This is a genomic window from Streptomyces armeniacus (genome assembly GCF_003355155.1).
Taxonomy (GTDB): Bacteria; Actinomycetota; Actinomycetes; order Streptomycetales; family Streptomycetaceae; genus Streptomyces; species Streptomyces armeniacus.
Genome location: NZ_CP031320.1, coordinates 7,342,039 through 7,361,123, shown reverse-complemented (window position 1 = coordinate 7,361,123; position 19,085 = coordinate 7,342,039). Strand labels below are relative to the sequence as shown.

The following is a 19,085-nucleotide window of genomic DNA, read 5'->3' as shown; positions in this document are numbered from 1 at the left end:
TTGGAAGGTCTACCACCAGCAGACGGGCAGTTCGGTCCACTCGCACTCGCACGTCATCGTCCAGGGCATCATCGGATCGATCGGCACGTCCTTGCCCTCGATACGGACGTCCAGATCGAACTCGGCGAGCTCTGTCTCTTCTCGCGACTCCAGCATGGCAACGGACATGGTGTTCCCTCTCGTTCGGTGTGTATACGGGTTTGACCTGCGCAGATGCAGGCCCCTGGCTCCTCGGCTACGGCCGGAACGGACCGCTCCGGCCGTGGCGGGGCCACCGGTGCTCAGATGCAGATAATGACGGTGCAGCCAATGGTGTAGCTGGGGCCAGTCGAGGCCCATGCGTCGGCCGGCAGGTCTCCGGCCTCAACGCGTATGTCCAGATCGAACTCCGCGAGTTCCGCGAACTCCACTTCTTCGCGGGACTCCAGCATGGCAACGGACATCAGCCCATCCTTTCGTTGCGTACGGTCGCTCTGGCCTGGATATGCGGACCAGGGAGGAGTGGCGTCCATACGTACCGGAGGAATTCGCGTGGCTGAAAGGTCACCCCGAGGGCACTGAGGGATTCCCTAGTGACCTCTCATCTCCGGGATCGGGATGACGAGGGAATTTTCCAGGGCCGTTGTATTGGCGATTTCCCCCGATGCTCGCCGCGCGGCGGACAGCGCGCCGCGGGGGCTCACTGGGGCCGGGACGGTTCCCAGCGGTCTCCGCCCGTGGGCCACTCGTACTGGGGGCGGTCCGTCGAGCCGCTCGTACGGAAGGGGCGGCCCTGGTCGTCGATGCGGAGGACGCCGTGCTGGCTGCCGCTGGACCACTCCAGTTCCAGGTACCAGGTGACGTCCTTGTCCGCCACGTCGGCCTTGACGTAGAAGACCTCCGGGTCGGACTCGCTCACCTTGTACGGGAAGTCCTGCTGGCCGTTCACGGGGGCGACCGCCGGCTGGGGGGAGTCGAGGTTCACGGTGAAGGACTTCGTGGACACCTTGCCGCCGCAGCCGATGCCGGTCGCGTACTTGTTCCAGGCGAGCGGCGCGCGCGTGCCCGCCACGCGGACCTGGGCATTCTCCAGGACCACGGTCCGGGAGCCGGTGCCCTGGAGGGTGATCTCCACCAGTTGCTGGTCGGCAGGCACGGCGCCGAACGCCCGCACCCACGACGGCGCCTGTGACTCGGCGGGCGGCTGGGGGAGCTTGGCGGGGTCCTGGTTGACGAGGAAGTGCTGGCTGCACGGGTCCTCGTAGGTGTACGGGCGTACGCGGGCGGTGACCGGAGTTCCGCCCGGTGTGGCCGGCTGGTCGGCGTCCTCGCCGTCCGTCTGCGGTTGCTCTCCGCCCTTCTGTGCACGGTCCCGCTGTTGCTCGGCTCCGTCCGGTGATTCCCTCTTGCTGCCTTCGCCGTGTTGGCTGCCCTCCCCGCCGTCCTGCTCGTCCGCGGCCTTCTCGGGCGCCGCAGACGTTGCCTCGTTCCCGCCGTCGTCCCCGCCCCAGACGAGCGTCGCCCCCGCACCGATCGCCAGGACGGCGACGGCGGCGGCCACTCCGCTCGCGATGGCGACGAGGCGCCGGCGCGCGGGCCGTACGGGCGCGGGGGCGGCCACCGTCGTTACGGGTTCCCCCTCCGGGGCGGCCTCCTCGTCCTCGTCCCTGGGGTCCGTGGGCTTCGCTGGCTCCGCATGCTCGGGCGCCTCGGGTCCCTCGGATGCCTCCGGCGGCTCGGTCGGTGGGGACGGCTCGGTTGGCGCGGCCGGCGTGTCCGCCTCCGGCGCCTCCTCCGGTGCCCCGGTGGCCGGGCGCCTGCGGGCCGCGTCCGCCAGGATCCACAGCCTGTGGAGTTCGACGACCTCCTCCGGTGTCGCCTTGCACGCCCGTGCCAGCCGTTCCACCGGCGCGAACTCCACCGGCACCGCGGTCCCGTTCACGTACCGGTGCACGGTCGAGGTGCTCATGTGCAGTCTCTTCGCCAGCGCCCCGTAGCTGAGCCCCGACCGCGCCTTCAACTCGCCGACCTTCTGGGCGAATTCCGTGGCCCCCAACGTTCCCCCTCCGTCCCCATGCGGCCGTTCGAGGCCGCCGGTGGTCCCCCTTCCCGGCCATCAAAGCATGTGGGTACGCGCATGCTTGCCGCCGCCGCTCTCACCGCGCTCTCGCTGTCGGCCTGCGCGCACCAAGCCCGTCCGGCGTTTGAGGACGGCCCTCGGCCGCGGTGGGCTGGTGGTGGTCCGTGAGCGCCGTTCATGGCGGCACTCCGGCGCACGGCACTGCGTGCCGCGGCGACACGCCACCGGATGTCGACATCCCGGGGGCTGTTCCGACGTACCCCTGGAAACCCGGAACTCACCGGGACCGCCAGACGAGCAAGGGGTCGGAACATGCTGCTGGAGAACAAGGTGGCCGTCGTGTACGGAGCCGGTGGAGCGATCGGGGGCGCGGTGGCACGCGCGTTCGCACGCGAGGGCGCGCGGGTGCATCTCGCGGGGCGCACCGGAGCGAAGCTCGACGAGGTCGCCGCCTCGATCCGCGAGCAGAGCGAGCAGAGCGAACAGAGCGAACAGAGCGAACAGGGCAAGAGGGACAAGGAACAGAGCGAGCCGAACGCCACCGCACAGACGGCCGTCCTCGACGCCCTCGACGAAGCCGCCGTGGACGCGTACGTCGACGACATCGCGGCACGCGAGGGCCACATCGACATCTCGTTCAACCTCATCGGCTACGGCGATGTCCAGCGTCCGTTGGACGAGATCGCCGTGAGTGACTTCCTGCACCCCATCACGACCGCGATGCGCACCCAGTTCCTCACCACGCGGGCCGCCGCGCGCCACATGGCGCCGCGCGGTACGGGGGTGATCCTGGCCTTCGGCGGGGGCGGGCCGCAGACGATTCCCGGGCTGGGCGGCTTCAAGGTCGCGCTGGACGCGCTGGAGGGACTGCGCCGCCAGTGGGCCTGCGAACTCGGCCCGTACGGGGTCCGTTTCGTCACCCTCAAGACCGGGGGCGTGCCCGAGACGATCCCCGCGGGATTCGAGGGAGCGGAGGAGATCGTCGCGGGGTTGGAGCAGGCGACCCTGCTGAACCGTACGGCGAAGCTGAGCGATGTCGGCGCCGTCGCCGCCTTTGTGGCCTCCGACAGGGCCCGCACGCTGACCTCCACCGACGTGAACATCTCCTGCGGCGCCATCGTGGACTGACGCCCCGTCGGCCCCCGCTAGCGGCAAACGGCTAGCGGCTGCAGGGGACGGTGAGCCACGTGCTACGGGCCAACGTGGACCCGTCATGGCACCGCATCGCGGCCATCCCCCAATTGTCGTGGCGCCATTTTGGTGTCATCATGCGCCATGGACTTCACATCGCCCATACGACCCTCCGCCCCGCCTCCGCGCTCCCCCGCGGCGGCGGGCGGAGCGGCAGCGCGGGCGGCGTACGCCGCCGGGTCCGGGCCGGGACCCGCGGTGACGCCGAAGTCCGTGGTGACGGCGGGGTCCGCGGTGACGCGGACCCCGGCGCCCCCATCGGCGCCGGACACCGCGCCACGTACTGCGCCACGCACCGCGCCACCCACCGCACCCGTCCCCCGGCGGATGCGACAGCCGAGCCGTGAGGACGGGACGCCCATGCCGAGTTTCGACACCCCGGAACCGATCGCCGCCACCCTCGAGTTCGACGCCGGGCACGCGTGGATCACGGCGGGCGAGCGTACGGACACCGAGGTCGAGGTGCTTCCCGCCGACGACGCCAACGAGGCCGATGTACGCGCCGCCGAGCAGACGCGGGTCACCTGCGACGACGGCAGGCTGCAGATCAGGGCGACCAGGAAGGGTTCGCTGTTCGGGAAGCTCGGCTCGGTCGCGGTGTACGTCGGGCTGCCGACGGGATCACATGTGCAGGGCACGGCGTCACTCGCGGACTTCACGTGCGAAGGGCGGCTGGGGGACTGCCGGTTGAAGACGTCGATAGGCGATCTCGACGTGGAGGAGTCGGCGTCCGCGCAGCTGCGCACCGGCCACGGCGACATCCGGCTGGGCCGTGCCGCCGGCGACGCCGCCGTCACCGGCGCCGGGCGCATCCGGCTCGGCGAGGTCGCGGGCGCGGCGACGGTGAAGAACGCCAACGGCGACACCGCCATCGGCGAGGTCACCGGCGAGCTGTGGACGAGCGCGTCCAACGGCCGTATCTCCGTGGGCGTCGCGAGCGCCGGCGTCAGCGCCAAGTCCTCCAACGGCCGCATCCGGGTCGGTGAAGTGGCGCGCGGCACCGTCACGTTGCACACGGCCGCCGGGGATGTCGAGGTCGGCGTACGGGAGTCCACCGTCGCGTGGCTCGACGTCAGCGCCCGTACCGGCCACGTACGGAACTCCCTCGGCGCCTCCGAGGCACCCGGCGCGTCGGACGAGACGGTCGAGGTTCACGCCCGTACGGGGCTCGGCGACATCGTGATCCACCGCGCCTGATCCGCCCCCCAAGTCCCCGCCGAGCCACAGGAGAGAGAGGCCGTGTCCGCCATGACCCCCGCGCCCGCATCCCCCGCGCCGGCGCGGGCGTATCTGGCGGCCCGGCTGCCGGAGTACATGGTGCCCGCCGCGTTCGTGGCGCTGGATGCGCTGCCGCTGACCACGACCGGCAAACTCGACCGCCACGCCCTCCCCGAACCCGACCTCTCGGCGGAACCGGGGCAGCGGCCCGCGACGGGACCGTACGAGGAGATCCTCGCCGGGCTGTTCGCGGACGTGCTCGGCCTGCCGTCCGTGGCGGCCGGGGACGACTTCTTCGCCGCGGGCGGACACTCACTCCTCGCCACCAAGCTGATCAGCCGCATCCGTACCGCGCTGGACGTGGAAGTGCCCGTCCGGCAGCTGTTCGAGACGCCCACGCCGCGCGGCCTCGCCCGTACGCTGCACGCGCGGCGGACGCCGGCCCGCAGGGCGCTGACCGCGGGCCCGCGCCCGGACCGCGTGCCGCTGTCCTCCGCGCAGCGCCGCCTGTGGTTCCTGCACCAGCTCGAAGGACCCAGCCCCACGTACAACCTCCAGGTGTCGCTCCGCGTCGACGGGCCGCTCGACACCACCGCCCTGGCCGGCGCGCTGAACGACGTCGTGGGCCGGCACGAGAGCCTCCGTACGGTCTGCGGCACGGACGCGCACACCACCGGCGCCGGCCCCGGCGAGCCGTACCAGCGGCTGCTCCGCCACGACCCGACGCAGCCGCCCGTGGAGCTCGTCGAGACGGCCGAGGAGATGCTGGAGCACGAACTCGACCTGGCGTTCCGCCACGAGTTCGACCTGGCCGCCGAACTCCCCCTGCGCGCCTGGGTGTTCCGCCTCTCGCCGGACCAGCACGTGGTGATGCTGCTGCTGCACCACATCGCCGGTGACGGCGCGTCGCTCCGCCCGCTGCTGGACGACCTCGCCGCGGCGTACACCGCACGCCGTACGGGCGGGGAACCGTGCTGGGATGGGCTCCCCGTGCAGTACGCCGACTACGCGCTCTGGCAGCGCGACGTGCTCGGCGACCCGCGCGACGCGGACAGCCTCGCCGGCCGCCAGCTCGCCCACTGGCGGGACGCCCTCGCGGGCGTGCCGGACGAACTGCCGCTGCCCTACGACCGCGCGCGCCCCGCCACCCCCTCCTACCGCGGGGACGCGGTGCCCTTCACCGTCCCGCCGGGCCTGCACGCCCGGCTGGCCGGACTGGCGCGGGCCACCGGCTCGACCGTCTTCATGACCGTCCAGACAGCGCTGGCCGCGCTGCTGCACCGGCTCGGCGCGGGCACCGACATCCCCCTGGGCACGCCCGTTGCGGGCCGTACGGACGCGGCGCTGGAGCCGCTGGTCGGCTTCTTCGTGAACACCCTCGTGCTGCGCACCGACGTCGGCGGCGACCCGACCGTACGCGAACTGCTGCGCCGCGTACGGGAGACGGACCTCGCCGCGTACGCGCACCAGGACCTGCCGTTCGAGCAGCTCGTCGAGGAGCTGAACCCCACCCGGTCGCTCTCCCGGAACCCGCTGTTCCAGGTGATGCTCGCCTTCAACGACGGCGGCGCCCTCACCGTCGCGGACCGCTTCGCCGGACTCACCGCCCGCCCGGAGCCCGTCGCCGCGCGGTTCGCCAAGGTGGACCTGCTGTTCAACCTGACCGAGCACCACGACCCCGCGACGGGGGCCACCGCGCTGGACGGCTCGCTGGAGTTCGCGACGGACCTGTTCGACCGGAGCACCGCCGCGGACCTGGTACGGCGGCTGCTGCGTGTGCTGGAGGCGATGACGGAGGACCCGGACCGCCGGGTCGGCCGGATCAGCCTGCTGGACGGGCCCGAGCGCCGCCGCATGCTGCCCGCGTCCGCGTCCGCGTCCGCGTCCGTACCGGCGCCCCGTGCGTGGTCGCGGCGTGCCACGCTGCCCGAACTCTTCGAGGAGCAGGCGGCCCGTACACCCGACTCCACCGCCGTGGCGTACGAGGGCCGGGAGCTGACGTACGCCGAACTCAACCGGCGTGCCAACGCGCTCGCGCACACCCTGACCGCCAGGGGCGTCGGCCCGGAGACCTTCGTCGGCGTGCTGCTGCCCCGCTCGGAGCAGCTGGTCGTCGCCGTGCTCGCGGTCCTGAAGGCGGGCGCCGCGTACGTGCCGGTCGACCCCGGATACCCTGCCGAGCGCATCGAGTCCATGCTGCGCGACGCCGCGCCCGTACTCGTCCTGACGGCCCCGGGAACACAACTCCCCGACGCCGGAGTGCCGTTCGAGACGCTGGACGCGTACGGCCGCGGCGACGGCGGCGCACTCAGGGGCGAGACCCGCGACGTCACCGACGCCGACCGTACGTGCCCCCTGCGCCCCGACCACCCGGCGTACACCATCTTCACCTCCGGTTCCACCGGCAGGCCGAAGGGCGTCGTCGTCCCGCACCAGAACGTGGTGCGGCTGTTCGACGCCACCCTCGAGTGGTTCGACTTCGGGCCCGACGACGTCTGGACGCTGTTCCACTCCCACGCCTTCGACTTCTCCGTGTGGGAGCTGTGGGGCGCGCTGCTCTACGGCGGGCGGCTGGTCGTCGTGAGCCACGAGACGAGCCGGTCGCCCCGCGAGTTCCTGGAACTCCTCGTCCGCGAGCGCGTCACCGTCCTCAACCAGACCCCGTCCGCCTTCCACCAGTTGAGCCAGGCCGACGCCGAACGGCCCGGACCGGGCGGGCGGCTGTCGCTGCGCACCATCGTGTTCGGCGGCGAGGCGCTGGAGCCGGGGCGGCTCGCCGACTGGTACGCGCGGCACCCCGACGACGCGCCGGTGCTGGTCAACATGTACGGCATCACCGAGACGACCGTGCACGTCACACACGCCGGCCTCACGCACGAGTCCGCCCGTACGTCGGACAGCACCGTCGGCTGCCCCATCGCCGACCTGCGCGCGTACGTGCTCGACGCCGGGCTCAACCCCGTACCGGCGGGCGTGCCCGGCGAGCTGTACGTGGCCGGGGCCGGGCTGGCCCGCGGCTACCTGGGCAGGCCGGGACTGACCGCGGAGCGGTTCCCCGCCGACCCGTTCGGCGCGCCCGGCGACCGCATGTACCGCACCGGTGACGTGGCCCGCTGGAACGGCCGCGGCGAGCTGGTGCACCTGGGCCGCGCCGACGACCAGGTGAAGATCCGCGGCTTCCGCATCGAACCCGGCGAGATCGAGGCGGTCCTCGCGCGGCACCCGCGGACCGCGCAGTGCGCCGTGGTCGTACGCGAGGACCGGCCCGGCGACAAGCGGCTGGTCGCCTACGTCGTACCGGCCGCCGCACCTGACGCCGTACCGGCCGACGCCGCACGGGCCGAGAGCGGCGCCGGCACGGCGGGGCTGCGGGAGTACGCGGCCGGCGCCCTGCCCGCGTACATGGTGCCCGCCGCGTTCGTGGCACTGGACGCGCTGCCGCTGACGACCAACGGGAAGCTGGACCGCGCCGCGCTCCCGGCCCCCGAACAGCACCACCGGCGGGACGAGTCCACCGCGCGCGAGCCGCGGAACGCGCGGGAGCGTGCGCTGTGCGAGCAGTTCGCCGACGTACTGGCCGTGGACGGCGTCGGCATCGACGACGACTTCTTCGCGCTCGGCGGCCACTCCCTCCTCGCCACCCGGCTCATCAGCCAGATCCGCTCGGCGCTCGGCGTCGAGACGCCCGTACGGCAGCTGTTCGAGACCCCGACCGTCGCCGGGCTCGCCGAGGCGCTGGAGTCCGCCGGTGCGGCGGAGCGCGCGCCGCTGGCGCCCCGCGTACGGCCGCCGCGGCTGCCGCTGTCGTCCGCGCAGCAGCGCTTCTGGTTCCTGCACAAGCTCGAGGGCCCCAGCCACATCTACAACATCCCGGTCGCCCTCCGGCTCTCCGGCGCACTGGACCGGGACGCGCTGGAGCAGGCGCTGGAGGACCTGGTCGCACGCCACGAGAGCCTGCGTACGGCCTTCGAGGAGGACGACGAAGGGCCGTACCAGGTCGTGCTGGACCCGCACGACGCCCGGCCCGCGCTGCACGTCGAGCAGACCGCGCCCGCGGACCTCGACGCGCGGCTGGCGCGGGAGGCGCGGCACGCCTTCGAACTGAGCCGTACGGCGCCGGTACGGGCGCGGCTGTTCGCGCTGGGCGAGGACGACCACGTACTGCTGCTCCTCGTCCACCACATCGCGGCCGACGGCTGGTCGATGGAGCCGCTGCTGCGTGACCTCGCGGAGGCGTACGAGGCGCGCCGCGCCGGGCACCGGCCCGCGGAGCCGGCCGTTCCGCTGCCGCAGTACGCCGACTACGCGCTCTGGCACCGGGACGTACTCGGCGCGGAGGACGACCCCGCCAGCCCGTTCGCCCGGCAGCTGCGCTACTGGCGCGACCAGCTCGACGGCATCCCCGAGGAGCTGCCGCTGCCCACGGACCGGCCGCGGCCCGCGGCGGTCTCGTACGGCGGCGGCTGGTTCCGCTTCGAGATCCCCGCCGCGCTGCACGCCCGGCTCGACGCCCTTGCCAGGGACACCGGTTCGAGCGTGTTCATGGTGCTCCAGGCCGGACTGGCCGCCCTGCTGCACCGCATGGGCGGAGGCGACGACATCCCGGTCGGCTCCCCGGTCGCGGGCCGCACCGACGAGGCCATGGACGGGATGGTCGGCCTCTTCGTCAACACGCTCGTGCTGCGTACGGATCTCTCCGGCGACCCCTCCGTACGGGAGCTGGTCGCGCGGGTGCGGGAGACGGCGCTGGGCGCGTACGCCCACCAGGACATCCCCTTCGAGCGCCTGGTCGACGAGCTGAACCCCGAGCGCTCACTGGCCCGGAACCCGCTGTTCCAGGTGATGCTGGCGTTCAACCACGCCGACGTCGAGTCGGCGGCGGACGACCTGGGGCGCTTCGGCGGGCTCGGCCTGCGCGCGTACCCGGTGGAGACCACCGCGTCCCGCTTCGACCTCGTCTTCGGGCTGACCCAGCGGCGCGCCCCCGACGGCGGGCCCGGCGGGCTCGTCGGCGGCGTCGAGTACAGCACCGACCTGTTCGACCGGGGCACCGTCGAAGCGCTCGCGGGCCGGCTGGTACGGCTGCTGGGCGAGATGGCCGACGAACCCGCCCGCAAGGTCGGCGCGCTGGACCTCGTCGGCACCGCCGAACGCCGCCGCGTCCTCACCGACTGGAACGACACCGCCCGCACGCCCGTACGCGCCACCGTGCCGGAGCTGTTCCGCGCGCAGGCCGCCCGCACCCCCGGCCGGCCGGCGCTCGCCGGCCACGAGAAAAGCCTGACCTACGCCGAGCTGGACGCCCTCAGCGACCGCTGCGCCCGCCGCCTCGCCGACGCGGGCATGGCCACCGGCTCGCCCGTGGCGCTGCTCCTGGACCGCTCCGTCGAACTCGTCGTGTGGATACTCGCCGTCCTCAAGGCCGGCGGTGCGTACGTGCCGCTCCACCCCTCGTACCCCGCCGACCGCATGCGCTGGATGGCCGACGACGTCGGCGCCGGCTGGCTCGTCACCGACCGGCCCCGCGAGGGACTGCCCGAACTGGCCGGCGCCGTACGCCTGATCGCCGCCGACACCTCGGCCCCCGAGGTCGCCGCGTGCCCCGGCGGACCGCTCGCGCGCCCGTGCCACCCCGACCAGCTCGCGTACGTGATGTACACCTCCGGCTCGACCGGCAGGCCCAAGGGCGTCGCCGTCAGCCACGCCAACGTGGCCGAGCTCGCGACCGACCCCGCGTTCGCCGGGGACGCGCACCGGCGGGTGCTGCTGCACTCCTCGCACGCGTTCGACGCCTCCACGTACGAGATGTGGGTGCCGCTGCTCTCCGGCGGCTGCGCCGTCGTCGCGGACAGCGGGCACCTCACGCCCGACACGCTGCGGCACGCCGTCGAACGGCACGGCGTGAGCGCGGCGTTCCTCACCACCGCGCTGTTCAACATGCTGTCGCGGGAGGCCGGGGACGTGCTCGGCGGCCTCGCGGAGGTCTGGTTCGGCGGCGAGAGCGTGTCGCCGCCGGTCGTGGACGCGTTCGTACGCGCCTGCCCGGACACCCGGGTCGTGCACGTCTACGGGCCGACCGAGACCACGACGTTCGCGACCGCCTTCCCCGTGCCGGCCGGCCGCGCGCGGGCCGACGCCGTACCGATCGGCCACCCGATGGCCAACACCCGCGCCTACGTGCTCGATCCGGGCCTCCGCCCGGTCCCCGCCGGCGTGCCGGGCGAGCTGTATCTCTCCGGCACCGGACTGGCGAGGGGCTACACCGGCCGCCCCGGGCTGTCGGCCGGGCGGTTCGTGGCCGATCCGTACGGACCGTCCGGCGGCCGGATGTACCGCACGGGCGACGTGGTGCGGTGGTCGTCCGAGGGCGCCCTGGAGTTCGTCGGACGCGCCGACGACCAGGTGAAGATCCGCGGCTTCCGCATCGAACCCGGCGAGATCGAGGCCGTCCTGACCGGCGCGCCGGAGGTCGAACGGTGCGCCGTGGTCGTACGCGAGGACCGGCCCGGCGACAAGCGGCTCGTGGCGTACGCCGTACCGTCCGCGCCCGGCGTGGACGAGGAGACCCTGCGCGCCCGGCTCGCCGCAGGCGTCCCCGACTACATGGTGCCCTCCGCGTTCGTCCTCATGGACGCGCTGCCGCTCAACAGCAACGGGAAGATCGACCGCGGCGCGCTGCCCGCGCCGGAACCCGCCGCGGCGCGACAGGACGACGACGGGCCGCTGGCGCCGCGCACGCCGCGCGAGGAGCTGCTGTGCGGGCTGTTCCGCGAGGTCCTCGGGCTGGAGCAGATCGGCGTGCTCGACGGCTTCTTCTCCCTCGGCGGCGACAGCATCTCCTCGATCCAGCTGGTGAGCGCCGCACGGCGGAACGGGCTGTCGTTCTCCGTACGCGACATCTTCGAGCAGGCCACCGCCGCCGGACTGGCCGCCGTCGCCACCGAGGTGCCCGCCGACGGCAAGCGGCCCGCGGACACCCGTACGCGTACGGGCGCCGCCGCGGACACCGGCACCGTGCCCGCGACACCCGTACAGGCGTGGCTGTCGGAACTGGGCGGCCCCGTCGCCGCGTTCCACCAGTCCGCGGTGCTCGTCGTCCCGGCCGGCGCCCGGCACGGCCACCTCGCCGGCGCGGTGACCGCGCTCGCCCGGCACCACGCGGCACTGCGGGCACGGCTGCGCACCGGCGACGGCTGGACGCTGGAGATACCCGGGCCGGAGGCGTTCACGGCCGACACCTGCCTGACCCGTGTCGACGCGCACGGCGCCGAAGGGGAGGAGCTGACGGCGCTGCTGGCCGAGCACTCCCGGCGCGCGGCGTCCCGGCTCGCCCCCGGCGAGGGCCGGATGCTCGACCTGGTCTGGCTGGACCGCGGCCCCGCGGACACCGGGCGGCTGCTGATGCTCGTACACCACCTCGTCGTGGACGGCGTCTCGTGGCGGATCCTCCTGGGCGACCTCGCCGAGGCGTACCGCGCGTGCGAGGCCGGCCGCGAACCCGTACTCGACCCCGTCGGCACCTCGCTGCGGGAGTGGGCCGACGGGCTGCGCGCGGCGGCCGTACGGGCGGACCGCGCCGCCGAACTCCCGCTGTGGACCGAGACGGTGCAGGACGCGCCCCGCCTGCTGGCGAGCGCCGCCCTCGACCCGGCGCTGGACACCCACGCCACCGCGGACACGCTGTCGCTGCGGCTGCCGCCCGACGTGACCGAGGCGGTCCTCGGGCGGGTGCCGGAGCTGTTCCGGGCGGGAGCGGACGACGTACTGCTCGCGGCACTCGCCCTGGCCCTCGCGGAATGGCACGGCCCGTCCGGGCCAGGTCCGGTACGGCGCACGGACGGCGCCGGTTCGGGCGTGCTCGTCGACGTGGAGGGGCACGGCCGCCGTGAGGAACTGGTGCCGGGCGCCGACCTGTCCCGCACCGTCGGCTGGTTCACGAGCATCCGGCCAGTACGCCTCGACGCCGGCGGACTCGACCGCGCCGAGGCGTGGGCGGGCGGCCCCGCCGCCGGAGACCTGCTGAAGCGGACCAAGGAGCAGCTGCGCGCCCAGCCCGACCACGGCATGGGCTACGGCCTGCTGCGCCACCTCAACCCCGGCACCGGGCCCCGCCTGGCCCGGCACCCGCGCCCCGAGGCCGCGTTCAACTACCTCGGCCGCTTCGCCGCAGGCCGCGGCGGCGGCGAGTGGGAGGCGGCCCCCGAGTCGCCGGCACTGAGCGGCGGCGCCGACCCGGACATGCCGCTCGCCCACCTCGTCGAAGTGAACGCGCTGACCGAGGACGGCACGGGCGGCCCCGAGCTGGTGGCGCACTGGACCTGGGCGACCCGGCTGCTGACCGAGGCGGGCGTACGGCGGCTCGCGGAGCTCTGGTTCGACGCGCTCCGCGCCCTGGTCACGCACGCCGACGACCCGGACGCCGGCGGCCTGACGCCCTCGGACGTGTCGCTGTCCCTGCTGTCCGGGTCCGAGATCGAACGACTGCAAGCCGAGTGGAGGGGCCAGAAGTGAGCCAGCCCGGTGGACTCGAGGACATACTTCCGCTGACGCCGCTCCAGGAGGGGCTGCTGTTCCACAGCGTGTACGACGAGGACTCCCTCGACGTCTACACCGCGCAGCTCGTCCTCGACCTCGAAGGCCCGCTCGACGCGGAACGGCTGCGCGCCGCGGCGCACGCGCTGCTCGTGCGCTACCCGAACCTGCGCGCCGCCTTCCTCCACGAAGGCCTCAGCCGCCCCGTCCAGGCCGTGCCCGCCGACACCGCGCCGACCTGGCACGAGACGGACCTGCGCGGCGCGGGACCGGACGCCGTACGGCGGGTACTCGAAGAGGAGAGGTGGACGCGGTTCGACGTCACGCGCCCGCCGCTGCTGCGGTTCCTGCTCCTGCGCCGCGGCACGGAAGCGTACAGCCTGGCGCTGACGCACCACCACATCCTGCTCGACGGCTGGTCGATGCCGGTGCTGCTGCGCGACCTCTGGGCGCTGTACGAGTCCGGGGGCCGGCCGCACGCCCTGGCGCCGGCGCCCCGGTACAAGGACCACCTGGCGTGGCTGGCCCGCCAGGACAAGGCCGCCGCGCGCGCCGCCTGGCGCACTGCCCTGGCGGACCTCGACAGCCCCACTCTGCTGCGGCCCGGCCACCGGCAGGGCCCTGCGGCCCCCGACAAGGCCGAGTGCACTGTCCCGGCGGAGACCAGCAGGCGGCTCGTGGAGCTCAGCCGCGCCCGCGGCCTGACGCTGAACACCGTGTTCCAGAGCGCCTGGGCGCTCGTGCTCGGCCAGCTGACCGGCCGCGACGACGTCGTCTTCGGCGTGACCGTCTCCGGCAGGCCGCCCGAACTGCGCGGTGTGGACGCGATGGTGGGCCTGTTCATCAACACCGTGCCCGTACGCGTACGGCTCGCCGCCCGCACCCCCGCCGCCGACGCGCTCGGCGGACTCCAGGAGGAGCAGGCGCGGCTGCTCGACCACCAGTGGCTGGGCCTGGCCGACATCCAGCACGCCGCGGGCTTCCAGACCCTGTTCGACACCGCCATGGTGTTCGAGAACTACCCGCTGGAGCAGGCTGGGCAGACCGGTGACGAGCAGCGCGAGCCGCGCGTCACGGGCGTCTCCGGCACCGACGCGACGCACTACCCGCTGAGCCTCGCCGTCGTGCCCGGCGAGCGGTTCGGCCTCCGGCTCGGCTACCAGCCCGGCCTGTTCGCGCCGCACGAGGCGGAGGCGGTCGTACGCCGCGTCGTACGCGTGCTGGAATCGCTCGCCGCCGACCCGGACCGGCCGCTGGGGCAGCTCGACATGCTGCTGGACGGGGAGCGGGCACAGCTGCTGTCGGCGGGCGCGGACAGCGCGGAGTCGTACGGGGGCGCGGAGCCGTACGCGGGCACGCAGCCCTTCGCGGGCACGCGCGCCGAGCCCCGTACCGAACGGCCCTCCTCCGCCGCCGAGTTGTTCGAGGCGCAGGCCGCCCGTACGCCCGACGCGCCCGCCGTCACGTCCGGCGGCACGACACTCACGTACGCCGCCCTCAACGCGCGCGCCAACGCGCTCGCCCGCCGGCTCCGCGACCTCGGCGTCGGACCGGAACGCCTCGTCGCCGTCGCCCTGCCGCGCTCCGAGAAGCTGCTGACGGCACTGCTCGCGGTCCTCAAGACCGGGGCCGGCTACCTCCCCGTCGACCCCGAATACCCGGCCGAGCGCATCGAGTTCATGCTGGACGACGCCGCTCCCGGCCTGATCGTCACCACCTCCGGGACCGAGGCGGACCTGCCCCGCACCCGTGTCCCGAGCCTCCTCCTGGACGGGGACGAGACCGCCCTCCCCGCCGGGGCCGCCGCCGCGAACCTCCGTGACGGCGACCGGCTCGCCCCCGCCGACCCGGCGCACCCCGCGTACGTCATCTACACCTCGGGTACCACCGGGCGGCCCAAGGGCGTGGTGATCGAGCAGGGCGGGCTCGGCCGCTACCTGCGCTGGATGCGCGACGGGCACCCGGCCGCCGCCGGCACCGCCCTGCTGCACTCGGCGGTGTCCTTCGACCTGACCGTGACCGCGCTGTACGCGCCGCTCGTCAGCGGCGGCTGCGTCCGCGCCGACGACCTCGACGAGCACGCGGTGCCCGGCGAGGGCCGGCCGCGGACCACGCTGATGAAGGTGACACCGAGCCACCTGCCGCTGCTGGACGACCTGCCCGCTGAGGTCTCCCCGGCGGACTGCCTCGTCGTCGCGGGCGAACAGCTCACGGGAGAAGCGCTGGCCGCCTGGCGCCGCCGCCACCCGCACGCCGCGGTCGTCAACTCGTACGGCCCGACCGAGACCACCGTCAACTGCGCCGAATTCCGCCTCGAACCCGGCGAGTCCGCCCCCGAAGGGCCGCTGCCTGTGGGGCGCCCCGTCGGTGGCATGCGGCTGTACGTGCTCGACGGCGCGCTGCGCCCCGTACCCGCCGGAGCACGCGGCGAGCTGTACGTCGCGGGTCCCGGCCTTGCCCGCGGCTATCTCAACCGGCCCGCCCCCACGGGCGAACGCTTCGTCAGCGACCCCTACGGCCCGCCCGGCGCGCGCATGTACCGCACCGGGGACCTCGCGCGGTGGCGCGGCGACGGGCTGCTGGAGTTCTTCGGACGCGCGGACGACCAGGTGAAGGTGCGGGGCTTCCGGATCGAGCCGGGCGAGATCGAGTCCGTGCTGACCGGCTCGCCGGGCGTCGAACGCTGCGCCGTCGTCGTACGCGAGGACCACCCTGGCGACCGGCGGCTGGTCGCCTACCTCGCCGCGCAGGACGGCGACGCGGACGTGGCGCAGGCCCGCGCGCATCTGGCGGCGCGGGTGCCGGAGTACATGGTGCCGTCGGCGTTCGTGGTGCTGGAACGGCTGCCGCTGACGCCGAACGGGAAGGTCGACCGCCGGGCGCTGCCCAGGCCCGAGTACGGCTCCGGCTCCGTCGGGCGCGGCCCGCGCGGCCCCCGCGAGGAGATCCTCTGCGAACTGTTCGCGGAGGCGCTGGGCGCCACGGCCGTCGGCATCGACGACGACTTCTTCGCCTCCGGCGGCCACTCCCTGCTGGCCACCCGCCTCGTGGGGCGCATCCGGTCCACGCTCGGCGTCGGGCTCGCCGTCCGCCGCCTGTTCGAGCACCCGACCGTCGCGGCGCTGGCGGCGGCGCTGGAGGACACGGAGGGCCGGGCGGACGGCGCGGACGGGGCGGACGGCGCGGCGGGCGTACGGCCCGACCTGGCGCCGGCCGTACGCCCCGAGCGGGTGCCCGTCTCGTTCGCGCAGCAACGGCTGTGGTTCCTGCACCAGCTGGAGGGGCCGAGCGCCACGTACAACATGCCGCTGGCGCTGCGGCTGTCCGGCGGCGGCCTGGACGTGGCCGCGCTCCGCGCCGCCGTGGACGACCTCGTCGTACGGCACGAGAGCCTGCGTACGGTCTTCAGCGAGGACGAGTCGGGCACGTACCAGCACGTGCTGGCCCCCGGCGACACCGGCACCGCCCTGACCGTGACGCGGTGCGACGCCGACCGGCTCGACGCCGAACTCGCGGCCGCGGCCGCGTACGCCTTCGACCTGGCCGCCGAAGTCCCCTTCCGCGCCGTACTCTTCGAGGCCTCCGCCCAGGAGCACGTGCTGCTCCTCCTCGTCCACCACATCGCCGCCGACGGCTGGTCGGCCGGCTCCCTGCTGCGCGACCTGGCCGCCGCCTACACGGCCCGGCGCGACGGCGGCAGCCCCGCCTGGCCAGCGCTGCCCGTCCAGTACGCCGACCACGCGCTGTGGCAGCGCCGCATGCTGAGCGGTGACGACACCGAAGGCGCGCTGTCCCGGCAGCTCGCCTACTGGCGGGACGCCCTCCGGGAGCTGCCCGAGGAGATCTCCCTCCCGCTGGACCGCCCGCGTCCCGCGAAGGCCACGCACCGGGGCGACCGCACCGAGTTCACGATCACCCCGGACCTGCACCAGCGCCTCGCCACCACGGCGCGCGCCGCGCACACCAGCGTCTTCATGGTCCTCCAGACCGGCCTGGCGATCCTCCTGCACCGGCTGGGCGCGGGCACCGACATCCCCCTCGGCGCGCCCATCGCCGGCCGTACGGAGGCCGCCGCCGAGAACGTCGTGGGGCTGTTCGCCAACACCCTCGTGCTGCGCACCGACCTGTCCGGCGACCCCACCGTACGGGAGCTGCTCAGCCGCGTACGCGACACCGACCTGGGCGCCTACGCACACCAGGACGTGCCCTTCGAGCGCCTCGTCGAAGAGGTCAACCCGGCGCGCTCCCTGTCCCGGCACCCGCTGTTCCAGGTGATGCTCGCCTTCAACAACACCGGCGCGCAGACCGCCTCCGGCGACCTCCCGGACTTCCCGGGCACGGCCGTCACGGCGCAGCACGTCGACTCCGGCGTCGCCCGCTTCGACCTGGCCTTCGCCCTCGCCGAACCCGGCTCCGACGGAGGGGAGTCCGCCGGACTGCGCGGCGTGCTGGAGTTCGCCACCGACCTGTTCGACGCGGAGACCGCCGAGTGGCTCGTCGCCGCGTACGTACGGGTGCTGGAGTCCGTAGCCCGTGACCAGGCCCAGCGCGTAGGCGCCGTCGACGTGCTGGCAACCGGCGAACGGCACCGGCTGCTGGAGGAGTTCAACGACGCGGAGCGCGCCTTCCCCACCGGCACGGTCGTGGAGCTGTTCGAGGAGCAGGCGCTGCGTGCCCCGGAGGCGACTGCCGTGGTGTGCGGCGGTCGCGTTCTCTCGTATGCGGAAGTGGACGCGCGTGCGGGGCGGTTGGCTTGGTTGCTGGCGGGGCGTGGTGTGGGGCCGGAGTCGCTGGTGGCTGTTGCGGTGGTCTATTATTTTTGTAGATACACCGGCGCCCACAGAGAGATCGTCCTAAGCGTTCGTCGGCGGCGTCGGCTGTGTATAGGGGGCAGGGGTGAAGCAGGCCCTCTGGTCGCTCGCCGCCCCCAGTTCGGCGGCGAGCGACCAGAGGGCCTGCTTCACGCTGCTGCGGTGGTCGACGTCCTGGATGCGGCCCGCGTCCAGCGCCGCGTGCAGCTCCTTGAAGTTCGCGGGCACGGTCGCGCGCGCGACGGGCGTGCCGACGATGCGGGCGACCAGCGCGGGCTGTATCTCGGTGTGCCGCGAGGCGCGGTTGACCGCCGTGACGGTCTCCTCCGCCTTGCGGATCTGGAGCCGGTCCCACAGCCGCACCATCCGCTTGGCGGCCCGTACGGACACCACGTCGGGCGTCGTGATGAGCAGCGCGCGGTCGGCCATCTCGATCGCGGCGGCGTTCGCGGCGTGCATCTGGGTGCCGCAGTCGATGACGACGACCTCGTAGCGCGCGCGCATGGCGCCGACGATCTGGCGCGCGGCGCGGTCGTCGACCTCCTCGCCGCGTTCGCCCTCGGCGGGCGCGAGGAGCAGCGCGAGGCCGGTCTCGTGCGTGAACACAGCGTCCTGGAGCACGCGCGGCGTCAGATCGCTGATCCCGGCCAGGTCGGCGGCCGAGCGCCGGAACTGGACGTCCAGGAACGACGCGACGTCCCCGGACTGCAGGTTCAGGTCGATGAGCGCGGCGTTGCGCCCGGACGCGCGGGCGGCCAGGGCCAGTTCCACGGCGGTGAGCGTGCAGCCGACGCCGCCCTTGGCGCCCGTCACCGTGACGACCGTGCCGCCCGGCCCGCGGAACGGCTCGGGCCCGGCGCCCAGGTGGCTGCGTACGCCCGCCGCCCACGCGGCGGCCGCGCTGACCCGCGTCACCAGCTCGTCGTACGCCAGCGGCAGCCCGACCACCCCGCGCGCGCCCGCGTCCATGGCCGCGGAGTACAGGCTCGGGGACGTGTCCCGGGTGACCAGGATGACCGCCACGGCCGGGAAGCGGAGGGCGACCTCGCGGATCAGCTCCAGCGCGGGCAGCGGGCCGATCAGCTCGTGTACGAGCACGGCCTCGGGCAGGTCGGCGACGGACTCGGACGCGGCCTGCGCGAGGGTGTTGAGGAGCTGCGTGGAGTCGATCGCGGCCGGTTGCGGTTCGCTGTCGGGCAGCTGGTCGAGGAGCGTGACCAGGGCGCGCGCGGCGTCCGGGTCGCTGACTGCCGGGAGGATGCGGGTGACCATGG

The 19,085-nt window shown here is 74.0% G+C and carries 8 protein-coding genes and 1 pseudogene; 5 read left to right on the top strand and 4 right to left on the bottom strand.

Features of this window, described 5'->3' with window-relative positions; all coding sequences use genetic code 11:
* Window positions 1–9: 9 nt before the first annotated feature.
* The 3 genes from DVA86_RS31950 to DVA86_RS31940 form a co-directional block, all read right to left on the bottom strand.
* The gene (locus DVA86_RS31950) at window positions 10–168 is read right to left on the bottom strand and encodes a hypothetical protein (protein ID WP_208883525.1); all 159 of its coding nucleotides are present in this window, start codon (window positions 166–168) and stop codon (window positions 10–12) included.
* Between the two features lie 113 nt (window positions 169–281).
* A complete protein-coding gene (locus DVA86_RS31945) occupies window positions 282–443 on the bottom strand; it encodes a hypothetical protein (protein ID WP_208883523.1) in 162 nt (53 codons plus the stop codon).
* Window positions 444–679: 236 nt separating this feature from the next.
* Window positions 680–2,035: a helix-turn-helix domain-containing protein gene (locus DVA86_RS31940; protein WP_208883522.1), complete on the bottom strand. Its 1,356-nt coding sequence runs from the start codon at window positions 2,033–2,035 to the stop codon at window positions 680–682.
* Window positions 2,036–2,371: 336 nt separating this feature from the next.
* Between DVA86_RS31940 and DVA86_RS31935 the strand changes: the two genes are divergently transcribed.
* The 5 genes and pseudogenes from DVA86_RS31935 to DVA86_RS35710 form a co-directional block, all read left to right on the top strand.
* A complete protein-coding gene (locus tag DVA86_RS31935) occupies window positions 2,372–3,187 on the top strand; it encodes an SDR family NAD(P)-dependent oxidoreductase (protein WP_208883521.1) in 816 nt (271 codons plus the stop codon).
* Window positions 3,188–3,327: 140 nt separating this feature from the next.
* Complete coding sequence (locus tag DVA86_RS31930) at window positions 3,328–3,597, top strand: hypothetical protein (protein ID WP_208883520.1); 270 nt, start codon at window positions 3,328–3,330, stop codon at window positions 3,595–3,597.
* 13 nt (window positions 3,598–3,610) lie between these two features.
* On the top strand, window positions 3,611–4,447 hold the full coding sequence (locus DVA86_RS31925; protein WP_208883519.1) for a DUF4097 family beta strand repeat-containing protein: 837 nt from the start codon (window positions 3,611–3,613) through the stop codon (window positions 4,445–4,447).
* A gap of 42 nt (window positions 4,448–4,489) precedes the next feature.
* Window positions 4,490–12,979 (top strand): non-ribosomal peptide synthetase, encoded by an 8,490-nt coding sequence (locus DVA86_RS31920; protein WP_208883518.1) that lies wholly within the window; start codon window positions 4,490–4,492, stop codon window positions 12,977–12,979.
* Window positions 12,961–17,793, top strand: a pseudogene (locus DVA86_RS35710) (amino acid adenylation domain-containing protein); the annotation flags it as partial. The gene DVA86_RS31920 and the pseudogene DVA86_RS35710, both read left to right, overlap by 19 nt.
* 60 nt (window positions 17,794–17,853) lie before the next feature.
* On the opposite strand, the gene DVA86_RS31900 reads toward DVA86_RS35710, so the two are convergent.
* The gene (locus DVA86_RS31900; protein ID WP_208885447.1) at window positions 17,854–19,083 is read right to left on the bottom strand and encodes a CpaE/TadZ family protein; all 1,230 of its coding nucleotides are present in this window, start codon (window positions 19,081–19,083) and stop codon (window positions 17,854–17,856) included.
* Between the last annotated feature and the right edge of the window lie 2 nt (window positions 19,084–19,085).

Coding starts and splice junctions, on each gene's coding strand:
- DVA86_RS31950 (WP_208883525.1), bottom strand. CDS start 168: ATGTCCGTTGCCATGCTGGAGTCGCGAGAAGAGACAGAGCTCGCCGAG.
- DVA86_RS31945 (WP_208883523.1), bottom strand. CDS start 443: ATGTCCGTTGCCATGCTGGAGTCCCGCGAAGAAGTGGAGTTCGCGGAA.
- DVA86_RS31935 (WP_208883521.1), top strand. CDS start 2,372: ATGCTGCTGGAGAACAAGGTGGCCGTCGTGTACGGAGCCGGTGGAGCG.
- DVA86_RS31930 (WP_208883520.1), top strand. CDS start 3,328: ATGCGCCATGGACTTCACATCGCCCATACGACCCTCCGCCCCGCCTCC.
- DVA86_RS31925 (WP_208883519.1), top strand. CDS start 3,611: ATGCCGAGTTTCGACACCCCGGAACCGATCGCCGCCACCCTCGAGTTC.
- DVA86_RS31900 (WP_208885447.1), bottom strand. CDS start 19,083: ATGGTCACCCGCATCCTCCCGGCAGTCAGCGACCCGGACGCCGCGCGC.